Source organism: Pseudomonas fjordensis (assembly GCF_976987115.1).
On the sequence record NZ_OZ336860.1, the window covers coordinates 2,974,139 to 2,989,981 of the forward strand.

Annotated in this window: 11 protein-coding genes; 6 read left to right on the forward strand and 5 right to left on the reverse strand. The window is 61.1% G+C overall.

Annotated elements, in window-relative coordinates:
• Positions 1 to 108: 108 nt before the first annotated feature.
• The gene (locus ACWHXD_RS13330) at positions 109 to 2,205 is read left to right on the forward strand and encodes a putative bifunctional diguanylate cyclase/phosphodiesterase (RefSeq protein WP_138762619.1); all 2,097 of its coding nucleotides are present in this window, start codon (positions 109 to 111) and stop codon (positions 2,203 to 2,205) included.
• Between the two features lie 54 nt (positions 2,206 to 2,259).
• Positions 2,260 to 3,006 (forward strand): SDR family oxidoreductase, encoded by a 747-nt coding sequence (locus ACWHXD_RS13335; RefSeq protein ID WP_032892040.1) that lies wholly within the window; start codon positions 2,260 to 2,262, stop codon positions 3,004 to 3,006.
• 12 nt (positions 3,007 to 3,018) lie between these two features.
• On the opposite strand, the gene ACWHXD_RS13340 is transcribed toward ACWHXD_RS13335, so the two are convergent.
• The 4 genes from ACWHXD_RS13340 to ACWHXD_RS13355 all read right to left on the reverse strand — a co-directional run bounded on the left by ACWHXD_RS13340 (position 3,019) and on the right by ACWHXD_RS13355 (position 6,962).
• Positions 3,019 to 3,396: a hypothetical protein gene (locus ACWHXD_RS13340; RefSeq protein ID WP_138762639.1), complete on the reverse strand. Its 378-nt coding sequence runs from the start codon at positions 3,394 to 3,396 to the stop codon at positions 3,019 to 3,021.
• A gap of 174 nt (positions 3,397 to 3,570) precedes the next feature.
• Positions 3,571 to 4,980, reverse strand: coding sequence for a GntR family transcriptional regulator MpaR (mapR, locus tag ACWHXD_RS13345; protein WP_032892039.1), 1,410 nt, complete (start codon positions 4,978 to 4,980; stop codon positions 3,571 to 3,573).
• A gap of 148 nt (positions 4,981 to 5,128) precedes the next feature.
• On the reverse strand, positions 5,129 to 6,538 hold the full coding sequence (gene ccoG / locus ACWHXD_RS13350; protein ID WP_032892038.1) for a cytochrome c oxidase accessory protein CcoG: 1,410 nt from the start codon (positions 6,536 to 6,538) through the stop codon (positions 5,129 to 5,131).
• Positions 6,539 to 6,722: 184 nt separating this feature from the next.
• Positions 6,723 to 6,962, reverse strand: coding sequence for a DUF3203 family protein (locus ACWHXD_RS13355; RefSeq protein WP_032892037.1), 240 nt, complete (start codon positions 6,960 to 6,962; stop codon positions 6,723 to 6,725).
• A gap of 123 nt (positions 6,963 to 7,085) precedes the next feature.
• Between ACWHXD_RS13355 and ACWHXD_RS13360 the strand changes: the two genes are divergently transcribed.
• Complete coding sequence (locus ACWHXD_RS13360) at positions 7,086 to 7,577, forward strand: MgtC/SapB family protein (protein ID WP_032892036.1); 492 nt, start codon at positions 7,086 to 7,088, stop codon at positions 7,575 to 7,577.
• 14 nt (positions 7,578 to 7,591) lie between these two features.
• Here ACWHXD_RS13360 and ACWHXD_RS13365 read toward each other — a convergent pair whose 3' ends face one another.
• On the reverse strand, positions 7,592 to 7,780 hold the full coding sequence (locus ACWHXD_RS13365) for a hypothetical protein (RefSeq protein ID WP_032892035.1): 189 nt from the start codon (positions 7,778 to 7,780) through the stop codon (positions 7,592 to 7,594).
• A 204-nt stretch (positions 7,781 to 7,984) separates the two neighbouring features.
• Between ACWHXD_RS13365 and ACWHXD_RS13370 the strand changes: the two genes are divergently transcribed.
• From ACWHXD_RS13370 to glgB, 3 genes are all read left to right on the forward strand, one after another.
• The gene (locus ACWHXD_RS13370) at positions 7,985 to 9,973 is read left to right on the forward strand and encodes an alpha-1,4-glucan--maltose-1-phosphate maltosyltransferase (protein ID WP_138762620.1); all 1,989 of its coding nucleotides are present in this window, start codon (positions 7,985 to 7,987) and stop codon (positions 9,971 to 9,973) included.
• A gap of 220 nt (positions 9,974 to 10,193) precedes the next feature.
• The gene (gene treS / locus ACWHXD_RS13375; protein ID WP_138762621.1) at positions 10,194 to 13,541 is read left to right on the forward strand and encodes a maltose alpha-D-glucosyltransferase; all 3,348 of its coding nucleotides are present in this window, start codon (positions 10,194 to 10,196) and stop codon (positions 13,539 to 13,541) included.
• Positions 13,538 to 15,784: a 1,4-alpha-glucan branching protein GlgB gene (gene glgB / locus ACWHXD_RS13380; RefSeq protein ID WP_138762622.1), complete on the forward strand. Its 2,247-nt coding sequence runs from the start codon at positions 13,538 to 13,540 to the stop codon at positions 15,782 to 15,784. The genes treS and glgB overlap by 4 nt, the downstream gene beginning before the upstream one ends.
• Positions 15,785 to 15,843 lie beyond the last annotated feature (59 nt).

Below are 15,843 nucleotides of genomic sequence, written 5' to 3' on the forward strand. Positions count from 1 at the left end.
TCATGGCCCACGGATCAATTAATCACCTGCCTCGGATTCATACTCGCTACAATCGCCCGATTTGCCACCCGGCACGGGCTTTTGCGCCGGTCGCCTGCGAGACGTGCCATGCTGATCGGTAGCTATTCAACCTCCCTTGTCGTGATTTCCCTGTGCGTGGCCATCCTGGCGTCCTACACCGCGTTGGACCTGGCCGGGCGTATCGCGACGGCCAAGGGGCGGGCTGTTTACCTGTGGATCACTGGCGGCGCAGTGGCGATGGGTGTCGGCATCTGGTCCATGCACTTTATCGGGATGTTGGCCCTGCGCCTGCCGTTTGCCCTGGGCTTTGACGTAGCCATTACCCTGTTCTCGCTGTTGATCGCCGTGCTATCCAGCGGGTTTGCGTTATGGCTGGTCAGCCAGCCACGCTTACCGGCCTGGCAACTGGCATTGGGCGCGCTGGTGATGGGCGCCGGTATCGCCAGCATGCATTACACCGGCATGGCCGCGATGCGTATGACGCCGGGCATTGATTACGACCCGACCTTGTTCGGCGCTTCGTTGATGATCGCGGTGGTGGCTTCCGGCGCCGCGCTGTGGATTGCCTTCAACCTGCGGCGCAACACACCTTATGTACGGCTGGCACGGGGTGGCGCCGCCGTGGTGATGGGCGTGGCTATCGTGGGGATGCACTACACCGGGATGGCTGCGGCACGCTTTGCCGATGGCAGCTTCTGCGGCGCCGCATTGACCGGCCTGAGCGGCAAGGGCCTGGATAACCTGGTCTTGGTCACTTCGCTGGCGGTGCTGGTCATTGCGCTGTTGACCTCGGTGCTGGATGCGCGCCTGGAAGCGCGCACCGCCGTGCTCACCGATTCCCTGACCCTGGCCAACCAGGAACTCACCCACCTGGCCCTGCATGACATGCTCACCGGCCTGCCTAACCGCACGTTGCTGGCTGATCGCATTCAACAAGGCATCCAGGCGGTGAACGAGCGGGGCGGTTGCTTTGCCTTGATGTTTATCGACCTGGATGGTTTCAAGCCGGTCAACGATGCCTTTGGTCATCACCTGGGCGACCAGTTGCTGCGCGAGGTCGGCTTGCGCTTGCGCGAGGATTTGCGCAGCCAGGACACCCTGGCCCGCATCGGCGGTGATGAGTTTGTGTTGCTGGTGCAGCTCACCCAGCCCGACGATGCCATGGGCTTGGCCGAGCGCCAGGTGAGCCTGATCAACCGCCCGTTCACGGTGGCCGACCATGAGCTGCAAATCTCGGCCAGCATCGGTATCGCCATGTTCCCGGGCAACGGTAATAACCCCCAGGAACTGCTGATGAACGCCGACGCGGCGATGTATCACGCCAAGGGCATGGGCAAGAACGGCTACAGCTTCTTCGATGTGTCGATGAACACCAACGCGCGCAAACAACTGCAATTGCTGCAAGACCTGCGCAATGCCCTGGAGCAGGGGCAGTTTCGTTTGCATTACCAACCCAAGTTCGACGCTGTCAGTGGCCTTGCCGTGGGGGCCGAGGCGCTGTTGCGCTGGGAGCATCCGCAACAGGGCTTGCTGATGCCCGCTACGTTTATTGCACTGGCGGAGAAAACCGGGCTGATCATTCCCATCGGCGAGTGGGTACTCGATGAAGCCTGCCGCCAGATGCGCGTGTGGTACGCCCAGGGCTATGAGAGCTGGCGCATCGCCGTCAATCTGTCGGCGCTGCAGTTCTGCCATGCCGGGCTGGTCAACAGCGTAGCGGCGGCGCTGGAGCGTCACCACTTGCCGGCCAACAGCCTCACGCTGGAAATCACCGAGACCACCGCCATGAGCGATGCCGATGCGAGCATGACGGTGTTGCAGCAGCTCTCGGACATGGGCGTGGACCTGTCCATCGATGACTTCGGCACCGGTTACTCCAGCCTGATGTACCTCAAGCGCCTGCCGGCCAACGAGTTGAAGATCGACCGCGGTTTTGTGCGTGACCTGGAACACGACAGCGACGACGCGGCCATCGTCTCGGCCATCGTGGCCCTGGGCCAGGCCCTTGGCCTGCGAATTGTCGCTGAAGGCGTGGAGACCGATATGCAGCAGGACTTCCTCACCCGCCTGGGGTGTGACGCCTTGCAAGGTTTCTTACTGGGGCACCCGTTGCCAGCCGACAGCTTCATGGCCAATATCCGGCGCACCGAAGAGCCGGTAGCGCCTGACAAAAGCGTTAAGTGAAAGGTATTCTTGGATCCAACCCTAAACATCCGGTTGAATCAGGAGGCCGCAGCCATGGACAAAGTCGTCATCATCACGGGGGGCAGCCGTGGCATTGGCGCCCAGACAGCATTGCTCGCGGCGCGCCAGGGCTATCGCATCTGCATCAACTACCAGGCGGATGAAGACGCTGCCCACCATGTACTTGATCAGGTCCGCGCATTGGGCGCCCAGGCGATTGCCGTGCGGGCCGATGTCAGCATCGAGGATGAAGTGATCGGCCTGTTCAATCGCGTTGATGCGGAGCTGGGCCGGGTCACCGCGCTGGTCAATAACGCCGGCACCGTGGGGCACAAGTCGCGGGTCGATGAGATGTCCGAGTTTCGTATCCTCAAAATCCTCAAGACCAATGTGTTGGGCCCGATCCTGTGTGCCAAGCACGCGGTGCTGCGCATGTCGCCCCGCCATGGCGGGCAGGGCGGCAGTATCGTCAACGTGTCGTCGGTGGCGGCGCGTCTGGGCTCGCCGGGTGAGTATGTCGACTACGCCGCCTCCAAGGGCGCGCTGGATACCTTCACCATCGGCTTATCGAAAGAGGTCGCAGGTGAGGGTATCCGTGTCAACGCGGTACGCCCTGGCTATATCTTTACCGACTTCCATGCCCTGAGCGGCGACCCGGACCGGGTCAGCAAGCTGGAGTCGGGCATACCCATGGCGCGGGGCGGGCGCCCGGATGAAGTGGCGGAGGCGATTATCTGGTTACTCTCGGACAAGGCGTCGTATTCCACCGGAACATTCATTGACCTGGGCGGTGGCCGTTAAGGCGCTGGCCGATCAGGTCCGCAGCGTGCGCAGCACCTCGTAGCCGTACCAGGAGAACTGCCGGAGCAGGTCGGCTTCGGAGTGCTTCACCACGCCATAGCCGCAGTTGGAAAAACCCTCGATATGGCCATTGCGGCTATCGCTGCCATTGAGGGTTCGATCATCGACGTTATCGAGAAAACGCAGCACTTTATCCAGATCGTAGGCCGCATCAGCTCTGGCCTGCGGGTCTGGATTGGCTTGCGTCCAGTCGCCGACCTGTCGCTTGAGGTCATCGACGACCTGATAGAAATCGCAGCCCTTGAGGAAGTTTTTTGTCACGCTACTGTGCTCGATGATCGCCTCTGCCGAGCGATGAACACCGGCAGGGCGCCCGCTCGGGCCTTTCATCTGGCGCACCTGTTGTTGTTCCGCCCAGTGCATGTAGTGGTGAGGGACGGGAAAAGGCTTCAGGTTAAGGGGGGCACGTGTGGGCAGTGGGCAGTTTTTCCAGGTAATCACGCGGGTCTCTTTATTCGGTCTGTGGAGGCCTCTGAGTCGTTAAGACGCGACGGTAGGTTCCATTTAGAACGAGCGCACAATCCGCCCTAATGTCTCCATGGCCTTCTCCGAGGCTTCGTTCCACGGGCTGCCATAGTTCAAGCGTATGCAGTTTCTGAAGCGCTGGGTCGCGGAAAAGATCGGCCCCGGCGCAATGCTGATGCCCTGGGCCAGGGCCATCTGGAACAATTTCAGCGAGTCGGTCTGCTCTGGCAATTCCAACCACAAAAAATAGCCTCCGGCAGGTTGGCTGACCCGCGTCTGTGCCGGGAAGTAGCGGGCGATGGCCGCCAGCATGGCGCTTTGCTGTTCTTCCAGGGCGTAGCGCAGTTTGCGCAGGTGCCGGTCATAGCCGCCGTGTTGCAGGTAATCGGCAATCGCCGCCTGGGCCGGCATCGAGGGGCACAGCGAGGTCATTAGTTTCAGCCGCTCGACCTTCTGTGCAAAGCGCCCGGCCGCGACCCAGCCCACGCGGTAACCCGGCGCCAGGCTCTTGGCAAAAGAGCCGCAGTGCATCACCAGCCCTTCGGTATCGAAGGCCTTGGCCGGTTTCGGCGCTTGTTGCCCGTAATAAAGCTCGGCGTAGACGTCATCTTCGATCAACGGCACTTGATGGCTGCGCAGCAGTTGCACCAGCGCCTGTTTTTTCTCCTCAGGCAGCGTGGCGCCCATGGGGTTCTGGAAGCTGGTCATGGTCCAGCAGGCCTTGATCGGGTAGCGCTCGAGGCTTTGGGCCAGGGCGTTCAGGTCAATACCGTCGCGCGGGTGTACCGGAATCTCCACGGCCTTGAGCTTCAGGCGTTCAAGCACTTGCAAGCAGGCGTAGAACGCCGGCGCTTCGATGGCGACCAGGTCGCCCGGTTCGGTCACGGCCTGCAGGCACAGGTTGAGCGCTTCGAGGGCGCCGTTGGTGATCAGCAGTTCCTCCATCGGCAGCATCAGGCCGCCGACCATATAGCGCAGGGCAATCTGACGGCGCAGTTGCGGGTTGCCTGGCGACATGTCGGTGACCACCAGGCGCGGGTCCATTTCGCGGCTGGCACTGGCCAGGGAGCGGGCCAGGCGCGGCAGCGGGAACAGCATGGGGCTGGGGAAGGCCGAACCGAAGGGCACGGTGTTGGGGTCTTTGATCGAGTCCAGTACCGAGAACACCAGCTCGCTTACGCCCACATCGGTGGACTCATGCACCTGCTCACTCACCACCGGTTCGGAAAACGGGCTGGGCGCATGGGTGTTGACGAAGTAGCCAGAACGCGGGCGGGCGCGAATCAGGCCACGACGCTCCAGCAAATAGTAGGCCTGGAACACGGTGGACGGGCTGACGCCGTAGGCCTGGCTGGCATAGCGCACCGATGGCACGCGCTGGCCGGGGCCGAGGACGCCGGAGCGGATCAGTTCTGCGATGTCGTCGGCGAATTTTTCGTAGCGTTTCATGGCGGCCTAATTAGCTTTTTGAATGTATACGCAGGGCAAAACTGTAGGAGCGAGCTTGCTCGCGAAAAACGTCAACGATAACGCGGGCTTTCCTGAATGAACGCGGCGCCGGTGAGTTTTTCGCGAGCAAGCTCGCTCCTACAGTTGATTAGCGATTCAAGGGGGCAACGAAGCGGCTGTCGGCAGCGGTATAAATCCACGGCTCATCCACATCCGTCACTTTAAAACGGATAGTCTGAGAACTGCTGGCCGGTGTGTCCGCCAGCAACGCCACCGACACCGGTACATCGACAATTTCCCCGGGCGCCAGGCTGACCTGGGTCTTGCCTTGCAACTGGAAGCCCTCGGCGTCCACCAGTTCCAGGCGGTAGTCCTGGCGCTGCTGGGTCTTGTTGATCACCTTGAGGCTGTAGATGTTCTCGATCAAGCCCTGGCTGTTTTCGCGGAACATACCACGGTCCTTGGTGACATCCAGCGACACCATCGGCCGTTCAATCAGGGCCACCACCAACGCCGCAATCATCACCAGCAGCACGGCACTGTAGCCGATCAGGCGTGGCCGCAGCAGGTGAGTCTTGCCCCCCTGCAATTGATGCTCACTGGTGTAACTGACTAAACCACGGGCATAGCCCATTTTGTCCATGATCGAATCACAGGCGTCGATGCAGGCCGCGCAGCCGATGCATTCCATTTGCAGGCCGTCGCGGATGTCGATGCCGGTGGGGCATACCTGCACGCACAGTTGGCAGTCGATGCAATCGCCCAGGCCAACCTCGGCTGGCTGCACGTCACGTTTACGCGGGCCACGCTGCTCGCCACGGGCGGCGTCGTAGGAAATGGTCAGGGTGTCTTTATCAAACATCACACTCTGGAACCGTGCATAGGGGCACATGTGCATACACACCGCTTCGCGTAGCCAGCCGGCATTGATGTAGGTGGCGCCGGTGAAAAACAGTACCCAGAACAGGCTCACACCGCCCATCTGCCACGTCAGCAATTCAGCGGCCAAGGGGCGGATCGGGGTGAAATAGCCTACAAACGTCAGCCCGGTCAACACACTGATACCCAGCCACATCGTGTGTTTGGCCGAGCGCCGTGCCAGCTTGTTCAGGCTCCAGGGCGCGGCCTGCAGTTTGATGCGCTGGTTGCGTTCACCCTCGGTGACCTTTTCACACCACATGAACAGCCAGGTGAACGAGCTTTGCGGGCAGGTGTAGCCGCACCAGACGCGGCCGGCAAACACCGTGATTGCAAAGAGGCCGAAGGCACAGATGATCAACAGCGCCGAGAGCAGGATGAAGTCCTGAGGCCAGAACGTCGCACCAAAGATATGAAATTTGCTCTCGGCCAGGTCCCACAGTACGGCTTGGCGCCCACCCCAGTTCAGCCACACGGTGCCGAAAAAAGCCAGGAACAGCAGGCCGGCACCGGCCACGCGCAAGGTGCGAAACAGGCCGGTAAAACTGCGGGTATGGATCAGGTTGTCGCTGGATTTGGCCTTCACCTTCTTTGGGTGAATGGGCTCAAAGGTTTCCACGGTTGGGATTCGTTCGCTCATGGTCGTTCGCTCATCAGCCTCCATCAGGCCGATGAACTATGGGCGACGGGCTGTTTGCATAACAGACTCAGGTTGAGTGATAAAAAGCGGATCAGATAGGTTTGGCGCGTTCGTGTGCGTCAATCTGCTGCACCCCCAGTGCATAGGGGTGCAGGGATTCATTGGATTCGATGATGCAGATCAATCAAATCACCGAACCAGGCTCTTGCGCCTTCACATGGTTACGGCCATCCGTGGCCCCTTCAACCGTCAGCGCGTCGGCTTCGGCTTCAGTGATATAGATCCGCTCGCCCGCCAGGTCCACATAGGACATGGCTTTGTCATTGTCGGTAAGGATCTTCACGCGGGTGGCTGGCAGGCTTTGCTCCTGGCCGTCCACGCCGAGCGTGAAGTAGCACAAATGGTTGTCGATGCGAAGGGTCATGGCGATCTCCTTTCTATGGGCTTTATAGCCTTAGGCGGCACCTATGGAGGCAGGTTCCAGGCAACTGACTGGCGGTCTGCGCTGTCCACCCTTTATCTACCCATAATAAAAAGGAGCGTATCCATGGACGCCTGGTGGCATGTGGTATGGCAAACCCTGCAAGCCGAATTCGCGGACATCGGCGATGCCCGGCAACTCACCCAAGTGACCGTACGCCTGCTGATCGCGGCGATCCTCGGCGGCATCCTGGGGTTTGAACGTGAGCACAAGGGCAAGGCGGCCGGGGTGCGCACCCATATGCTGGTGGCACTGGGCGCCGCGCTGTTTGTGCTGGTGCCGCAGATGTCCGGCAACCAGGCAGATGCCATGAGCCGTGTGGTTCAGGGTGTGATTGCGGGCATTGGCTTCCTCGGTGCCGGCACCATCCTCAAGGGCAAGGAAGACGAGGAGGGCCAGCATGTGAAGGGCCTGACCACGGCGGCCGGGTTGTGGATGACCGCCGCCATTGGCGTGGCGGCGGGCATGGGCCGTGAATCGACCGCGGTACTCAGTACCCTGCTGGCCCTGGCGGTGTTCAGCATCATGCCCAGAATCGTCAAAATGTTGGATAAATGATGCCGCATTATGGATCACTGGATGCTTGGCGAATGCCAGGCTTGGATCCCTATTACTGGCGGCATAGTCGTCGGCGGCTCCTCCACGGGCGGTGGGTCGTTTTCCGGCGGTTCTTTCTCCGGAACGGGCGCCGGTTCGCCGGGCGGCAGCGGCGGGTTGTCGATATTCGGATCTTCAGGTTCAGGGGGGATCGGGATATTCATCGGTGTGGCCTCCTTTGTGCTTTGCTCTAGCGGTGGACCGCGGCCTGGGGCAATTGATTCCCTGCCCAGTGGCGGCATATCCACCTGAACTTTTGCTGCGCGCCCAGGCTCGGACCTTAAACGGCCACGCTCGGGGAGAGCGCCGCCGCCTTTGAATTCGGATCAAGCCAAGAGCGTCCACAGGGCGTAAGGGGAAGATGCTCGATGACTGCTGAAACACTGGTTCCAGAAGACTCCGTGCTGCCGCTGTCCCAGGCGCTGCTGTTACCCAGGATCGCGATCGAAAGCACCATGCCGGTCATCGACAACGGTGAGTTTGCCGTCAAGGCAGTGGTGGGCCAGCGGGTCCATGTGACCAGCAAAGTGTTTGCAGATGGCCACGATAAACTGGCGGTGTTGATCCGCTGGCGCGCCCTGGGAGATGAAAGCTGGCACAGCGTGGTCATGCTGGATATCGGCAACAATGGTTGGGAGGGCGCGTTTACCGTCGCCCGCCAAGGCCGCCATGAGTACTGTATCGAAGCCTGGATCGACACCTTTGCCAGCTTTTGTTACGAACTGCGCAAGAAGCATGAAGCTGGCGTGCCAGTCAGCCTCGAGCTGCAGGAGGGCCGCAGCCTGGTGTTGCAGGCCGCCGAGCGCAGTGACAACGAACTGCGCGACCGCTTGATGTTGTTGCACCATGAACTCTCCGGCCTGCTGGAAACCGAGCAGGTGGCGTTGTTCCTGCACGAAGACAGTGCACACCTGATGACCCAGGCCGACCACCGGGCCTATCTGAGTGTGAGCCCCGCCTACCCGATTGATGTAGAGCGCGAAGCCGCGCAGTTTGCTAGCTGGTACGAGCTGTTTCCGCGCTCGATCACCGACGATCCAGCGCGGCACGGCACGTTTAACGACGTGCATGCGCGTTTGCCGATGATCCATGACATGGGCTTCGACGTGCTGTACTTCCCACCGATTCACCCCATCGGCCGTAGCCATCGCAAGGGCAAGAACAACTCACTCACCGCCGGCCCCGATGATCCTGGCAGCCCCTATGCCATTGGCAGTGAGGAGGGCGGTCACGAGGCGATCCACCCGCAGTTGGGGACGCGCGATGATTTTCGCCGGTTGGTCCAGGCCGCTGCCGACCACGGCCTGGAAATCGCCCTGGACTTCGCCATCCAGTGCTCCCAGGACCACCCTTGGCTCAAGCAGCATCCGGGTTGGTTCAACTGGCGCCCGGACGGCACGATCAAGTACGCGGAAAACCCACCGAAAAAATACCAGGACATCGTCAACGTCGACTTTTATGCGGTCGATGCCATCCCGAGCCTGTGGACCGAACTGCGCGATATCGTGGTGGGCTGGGTGCAAGAGGGCGTGAAGACCTTTCGCGTCGACAACCCACACACCAAGCCGCTGCCGTTCTGGCAATGGCTGATCAGCGACGTGCGTGCCAAGTACCCGCAGGTGATCTTCCTCGCCGAAGCCTTCACCACCCCGGCGATGATGGCGCGCCTGGGCAAGGTCGGCTATTCCCAGAGCTACACCTACTTCACCTGGCGCAACACCAAGGCTGAGTTGAGCGAGTACCTCACCCAACTGAACCAGTCGCCCTGGCGTGAGTGCTACCGGCCGAATTTCTTCGTCAATACGCCGGACATCAACCCCGGTTTCCTGCATGAATCCGGCCGCGCAGGCTTCCTGATCCGCGCCGCGCTGGCCACCATGGGCTCGGGCTTGTGGGGGATGTATTCAGGCTTTGAGTTGTGCGAAGCCGCGCCGGTGCCGGGCAAAGAGGAATACCTGGACTCGGAGAAGTACGAGATACGCCCCCGCGACTTCACTGCGCCCGGCAACATCATCGCCGAGATCGCCCAGCTCAACCGCATCCGCCGCCAGAACCCGGCGTTGCACACGCACCTGGGGCTCAAGCTCTACAACGCCTGGAACGACAACATCCTGTATTTCGGCAAGCGCAGCGAAGACGGCAGCAATTTCATTCTGGTCGCCGTCAACCTCGACCCGCACAACGCCCAGGAAGCCCACTTCGAATTGCCACTGTGGGAGATGGGCTTGCCCGACGATGCCCAGACCCAGGGCGAAGACTTGATGAACGGCCACCGCTGGACCTGGTACGGCAAGACCCAATGGACCCGGCTGGACCCGCAGATGCCGTTCGGCATCTGGCGCATCAGCACATCCTGAGTGCTCGTTCCCACGCTCTGCGTGGGAACGCTTCACTTGACGCTTTGCGTGGGAACGCTTCACTTGACGCTTTGCGTGGGAACGCTTCACTTGACGCTTTGCGTGGGAATGCCTCGCTTGACGCTCTGCGTCGCGCTTGGGACGCGGAGCGTCCGGGGCTGCGTTCCTACGCGGAGCGTGGGAACGATCCTCGAGAACTTTGTATTTTCAGGAGTTTGCAATGGCCAAGAAACCCAAGGCAGCCACCTTTATCAAAGACCCGCTCTGGTACAAAGACGCGGTGATCTACCAGGTTCACGTCAAATCCTACTTCGACTCCAACAACGACGGCATTGGTGACTTTGCCGGGCTGATCGCCAAACTCGACTACATCGCCGACCTGGGCGTGAACACCATCTGGCTGCTGCCGTTCTACCCGTCGCCGCGTCGTGATGACGGCTACGACATTGCCGAATACCGCGGCGTGCACAGCGACTACGGGACGATGGCCGACGCCAAGCGCTTTATTGCCCAAGCCCACCAACGCGGGCTGCGCGTGATCACTGAACTGGTGATCAACCACACCTCCGACCAGCACCCCTGGTTCCAGCGTGCGCGCAAGGCCAAGCCAGGCTCGGCCGCCCGGGACTTCTACGTGTGGTCGGACGATGACCAGAAGTACGACGGCACGCGCATTATTTTCCTCGACACCGAAAAGTCCAACTGGACCTGGGACCCGGTGGCCGGCCAGTACTTCTGGCACCGCTTTTACTCGCACCAACCCGACCTCAACTTCGATAACCCGCAGGTCATGAAAGCGGTGCTGTCGGTAATGCGCTACTGGCTCGACCTGGGCATCGACGGCCTGCGCCTGGACGCCATTCCCTATTTGATCGAACGGGACGGCACCAACAACGAGAACCTGGCCGAAACCCACGACGTCCTCAAGCAGATCCGCGCCGAGATCGATGCCCATTACCCCGACCGCATGCTGCTGGCCGAAGCCAACCAATGGCCGGAAGACACGCAGCTGTACTTCGGTGACAGAAAAGGTGACGACGGCGATGAATGCCATATGGCATTCCACTTCCCGCTGATGCCGCGCATGTACATGGCACTGGCCCAGGAAGATCGCTTTCCCATTACCGATATTCTGCGCCAGACCCCGGAGATTCCCGCCAATTGCCAGTGGGCGATTTTCCTGCGCAACCATGATGAGCTGACCCTGGAAATGGTCACCGACAAAGAGCGCGACTACCTGTGGAACTACTACGCCGCAGACCGCCGCGCCCGCATCAACCTGGGCATTCGACGACGCTTGGCGCCGCTGGTGGAGCGTGATCGTCGGCGGGTGGAACTGCTTAACAGCTTGTTGCTGTCGATGCCGGGCACGCCGACCTTGTACTACGGCGATGAAATCGGCATGGGCGACAACATCTACCTGGGCGACCGTGACGGCGTGCGCACGCCCATGCAATGGTCCATCGACCGCAATGGCGGCTTTTCCCGTGCCGACCCGGCCAGCCTGGTGCTGCCGCCGATCATGGACCCGCAATATGGCTACCAGTCGGTCAACGTCGAGACCCAGGCCCAGGATCCGCACTCATTGCTCAACTGGACCCGGCGCATGCTCGCAGTGCGCAAACAGTCCAAGGCGTTTGGCCGTGGCAGCCTGAAAATGCTCTCACCGACCAACCGCCGCATCCTGGCCTATACCCGTGAATACACCGGTGAAGACGGCCACACCGAGATCATCCTGTGCGTGGCCAACGTGTCGCGCAGCGCCCAGGCGGCGGAGCTGGACCTGTCGGCCTTTGCCGGCATGGTGCCGGTGGAGATGCTCGGCGGTAATGCCTTCCCGCCGATCGGCCAGCTGAATTTCCTGCTGACCCTGGCGCCCTATGGTTTCTATTGGTTCGTGCTGGCCGCGGAAAACCAGATGCCCAGCTGGCATGTGGAACCGGCGCAAAGCATGCCTGACTTCACCACTTTGGTACTGAAAAAACGCATGGAAGAGTTACTGGAAGAACCTTGCCGCACCAGCCTGGAGCACACTTCACTGCCGGCCTGGCTGCCCAAGCGTCGCTGGTTTGCCGGCAAAGACACGGCAATCGACACGGTGCGCATCGCCTACGGCGTGCGTTTTGGCGACCCGCAGCATCCGGTGTTGCTCAGTGAGATCGAAGTGACCAGTGCTGGCCAGGTCAACCGTTACCAACTGCCCTTGGGCTTCCTTGGCGAAGACCAGTTCACCAGCGCCTTGCCCCAGCAATTGGCGTTGGCCCGAGTGCGACGTACCCGGCAGGTAGGGTTAGTAACCGATGCCTTCAGCCTTGAGCATTTTATCCTTGAGGTGATCCAGGCCATGCAGGCCGGTACCGTGCTGAGTACCCCTGACGGCGATCTGCGGTTTGAGGCGACTGAACACTTGGCCGCGCTGCAACTGACCCGTGAATCGCCGGTGCGTTATCTGTCTGCCGAGCAGTCCAACAGCTCGGTGGTGGTCGGTGACAGTCTGGTGCTCAAGCTGATTCGTAAAGTCAGCGCCGGTGTGCACCCGGAGCTGGAAATGAGCGCCTACCTGACCGCCGCCGGCTACCCGAACATTTCGCCGCTGCTGGGCTTCATGAGCCGCCGAGACGGGCAGGGGCAGGACAACCTGCTGATGATCGCCCAGGGTTACTTGAGCAACCAGGGCGATGCCTGGAGCTGGACCCAGAACAACCTGGAGCGGGCGATCCGTGACGAGTTGGCCGACGCGATCTCTGAGCAGGAACAGCACTACAACGCCCTTGGTGAGTTGGCGGATTTTGCCGGTTTGCTCGGTCAGCGCCTGGGTGAAATGCACGTGGTATTGGGCGCGCCAACGAGCGATAAAGCCTTCAAGCCAGAAGTCACCACGGCCAAGGACTCCCAGGCCTGGGCCAAGGATGTGGGCGCTCAGATCGACCGTGCCCTGCAGTTGCTCAAGCTTCATCAAAGCCAGTTGAACCCCGCCGACCAGGCGTTGGTCAGTGAATTACTGGCGCAGAAAAAAGCCATCGCGGCGCATGTTCAGGCGTTGGCCAAAGCCACGGCGGGCGGGTTGCGCATTCGCGTCCACGGTGACTTGCACCTGGGCCAGGTATTGGTGGTCAAGGGCGATGCCTACTTGATCGACTTCGAAGGCGAGCCGGCGCGGCCGCTGCATGAGCGGCGCGGCAAGCACAGCCCTTATAAGGATGTGAGCGGTGTGCTGCGTTCCTTCGATTATGCGGCGGCCATGGCGCTGAATGTGCAAGGGGTGGATCACACGCCAGAAGCGAACGCGGCGCGCAAGCGGGTGACCGACCGCTACCTGAATGAAGCCCGCGTGGCATTTACCCAGGCTTATCAGGCCGCTGCGTCTACACTGGCGCATGACTGGCAGGATGCCAACGGCCACGACGCAGCGCTGACCTTGTTCAGCCTGGAAAAGGCCGCGTACGAAGTGGCCTACGAAGCAGAAAACCGCCCGACCTGGCTGCCGGTGCCCCTGCAAGGGCTGCACGGCTTGCTGAGCGGGCTGACACCTATATCTAAACCTGTACGCGGTGGGGAGACGTCATGAGTTTTACACAGAGAGAACCGCTGCAGCCCAAGCTGACTGCATTGCCGGCGTCCAAGGACGTCGATGCGCTGGTGCGCGCCGAGCACCCCGATCCTTTTTCGATCCTGGGGCCCCATGATGACGAGCAGGGCGGCCAGTTTATCCGTGCGTTCCTGCCGGAGGCCCTGAGTGTTCAGGTGCTGGCGCGTGACACGGGCGAGCCGTTTGGCAGCCTCGACGCCACCCAGGTGCCGGGCCTGTTTGTCGGGCACTTCAGCATGCGCCAACCTTACCTGCTGAAAATCCAGTGGGCCGGTGGTGAGCAGATCACCGAAGACCCTTACAGCTTCAGCCAATTGCTGCTTGGGGAAATGGACCTGTACCTGTTTGCCGAAGGCAATCACCGTGACCTGGGCAACTGCCTTGGGGCGCAGGTGGTCAGCGTCGATGGCGTGCAAGGCGTGCGCTTTGCCGTCTGGGCGCCGAACGCCCGGCGGGTGTCGGTGGTGGGCGACTTCAATATCTGGGACGGGCGCCGTCACCCGATGCGCCTGCGCCATCCATCGGGCGTGTGGGAAATCTTCATCCCGCGCCTGCAACCGGGCGCGGCTTATAAGTACGAAATTCTCGGCGCCCATGGCATTCTGCCGCTCAAGGCCGACCCCGTGGCGCTGGCCACCCAACTGCCGCCGGACACCGCTTCCAAGGTCGCCGCACCTTTGCAAGTGGATTGGCAGGACCATGAGTGGATGCAATCGCGGGGCGACAAGCAGAAATCCACCGCGCCGTTGTCGATCTACGAGCTGCATGTGGGATCCTGGCAGTGCGAGTTGGACGAGGCCGGTGAAGTGGCCCGTCAATATGGTTGGCGCGAACTGGCCGAGCGGCTGATTCCTTACGTTCAACAATTGGGCTTCACCCATATCGAACTGATGCCGATCATGGAGCACCCCTTTGGTGGCTCCTGGGGCTATCAGGCATTATCCCAGTTTGCCCCCAGCGCACGCTTTGGCTCGCCGGAAGACTTTGCCTGGTTCGTCAATGCCTGCCATCAGGCCGATATCGGTGTGATTCTCGACTGGGTGCCAGCGCATTTCCCCACCGATACCCACGGCCTGGCGCAATTTGACGGTACCGCGCTGTATGAATACGCCAACCCCCTGGAAGGTTTTCACCAGGACTGGGACACGCTGATCTACAACCTGGGCCGCACCGAGGTCCACGGTTTCATGCTCGCGTCGGCTTTGCATTGGCTCAAGCATTTCCATGTGGACGGCCTGCGCGTGGACGCCGTGGCCTCCATGCTGTATCGCGATTATTCGCGCAAGGCCGGTGAATGGGTGCCCAACCGCCATGGCGGTCGCGAGAACCTGGAAGCCATCGACTTCTTGCGGCACCTCAACGACGTGGTCGCCCTTGAAGCGCCGGGCGCCTTGGTGATTGCCGAGGAGTCCACGGCCTGGCCGGGCGTCAGCCAGCCGACCCAACAGGGTGGCCTGGGCTTCAACTACAAATGGAACATGGGCTGGATGCACGACTCCTTGCATTACATCCAGCAAGACCCGGTGTACCGCGCCCATCATCACAACGAGCTGAGTTTCGGGTTGGTGTATGCCTGGTCCGAGCGCTTTATCCTGCCGATTTCCCATGATGAGGTGGTACACGGCAAGCACTCGCTGATCGACAAGATGCCCGGCGACCGCTGGCAGAAATTTGCCAACCTGCGCGCCTACCTCAGTTTTATGTGGATGCATCCGGGCAAGAAGCTGCTGTTCATGGGCTGCGAATTTGGCCAATGGCGCGAGTGGAACCACGACCAGCAACTGGATTGGTATTTGCTGCAATACCCCGAGCACCGTGGCGTGCAGAAGCTGGTGGGCGACCTGAACCGTCTGTACCGCGAAGAACCTGCGTTGCACGAACAGGACGATGCGCCCCAGGGCTTCCAATGGCTGATCGGTGACGACGCGATCAACAGCGTCTACGCCTGGCTGCGCTGGAGCAAAGATGGCAAGCCGGTGTTGGTGGTGGCCAACTTCACCCCGGTGCCCCGCGAAGGCTACGCAGTCGGTGTGCCGTTTGGCGGGCGCTGGAGTGAGGTGATCAACAGTGATGCCGACACCTACGCCGGCTCCAATTACGGTAACGGTGGCGCAGTGTTTACCCAGGATGAGCCGCGCCATGGGCAACCGGTGTCGCTGTCGCTGAACTTGCCGCCCTTGGGTGTGCTGATTTTGCGGCCCGAGGAGCCTGAAACGCTCTAGCGCGGCGGATGCTGCTGTTCGGCTTGCTGGCAAGGTGCCACAATGGCGCTTTGTCGTCG

What these genes read in the sequence shown, in the direction of transcription:
- ACWHXD_RS13330 (WP_138762619.1), top strand. Translation starts at nt 109, where the DNA reads ATGCTGATCGGTAGCTATTCAACCTCCCTTGTCGTGATTTCCCTGTGC.
- ACWHXD_RS13365 (WP_032892035.1), bottom strand. Translation starts at nt 7,780, where the DNA reads ATGAATATCCCGATCCCCCCTGAACCTGAAGATCCGAATATCGACAAC.
- glgB (WP_138762622.1), top strand. Translation starts at nt 13,538, where the DNA reads ATGAGTTTTACACAGAGAGAACCGCTGCAGCCCAAGCTGACTGCATTG.
- ACWHXD_RS13370 (WP_138762620.1), top strand. Translation starts at nt 7,985, where the DNA reads ATGACTGCTGAAACACTGGTTCCAGAAGACTCCGTGCTGCCGCTGTCC.
- mapR (WP_032892039.1), bottom strand. Translation starts at nt 4,980, where the DNA reads ATGAAACGCTACGAAAAATTCGCCGACGACATCGCAGAACTGATCCGC.
- treS (WP_138762621.1), top strand. Translation starts at nt 10,194, where the DNA reads ATGGCCAAGAAACCCAAGGCAGCCACCTTTATCAAAGACCCGCTCTGG.
- ACWHXD_RS13335 (WP_032892040.1), top strand. Translation starts at nt 2,260, where the DNA reads ATGGACAAAGTCGTCATCATCACGGGGGGCAGCCGTGGCATTGGCGCC.
- ccoG (WP_032892038.1), bottom strand. Translation starts at nt 6,538, where the DNA reads ATGAGCGAACGAATCCCAACCGTGGAAACCTTTGAGCCCATTCACCCA.
- ACWHXD_RS13355 (WP_032892037.1), bottom strand. Translation starts at nt 6,962, where the DNA reads ATGACCCTTCGCATCGACAACCATTTGTGCTACTTCACGCTCGGCGTG.
- ACWHXD_RS13360 (WP_032892036.1), top strand. Translation starts at nt 7,086, where the DNA reads ATGGACGCCTGGTGGCATGTGGTATGGCAAACCCTGCAAGCCGAATTC.
- ACWHXD_RS13340 (WP_138762639.1), bottom strand. Translation starts at nt 3,396, where the DNA reads ATGAAAGGCCCGAGCGGGCGCCCTGCCGGTGTTCATCGCTCGGCAGAG.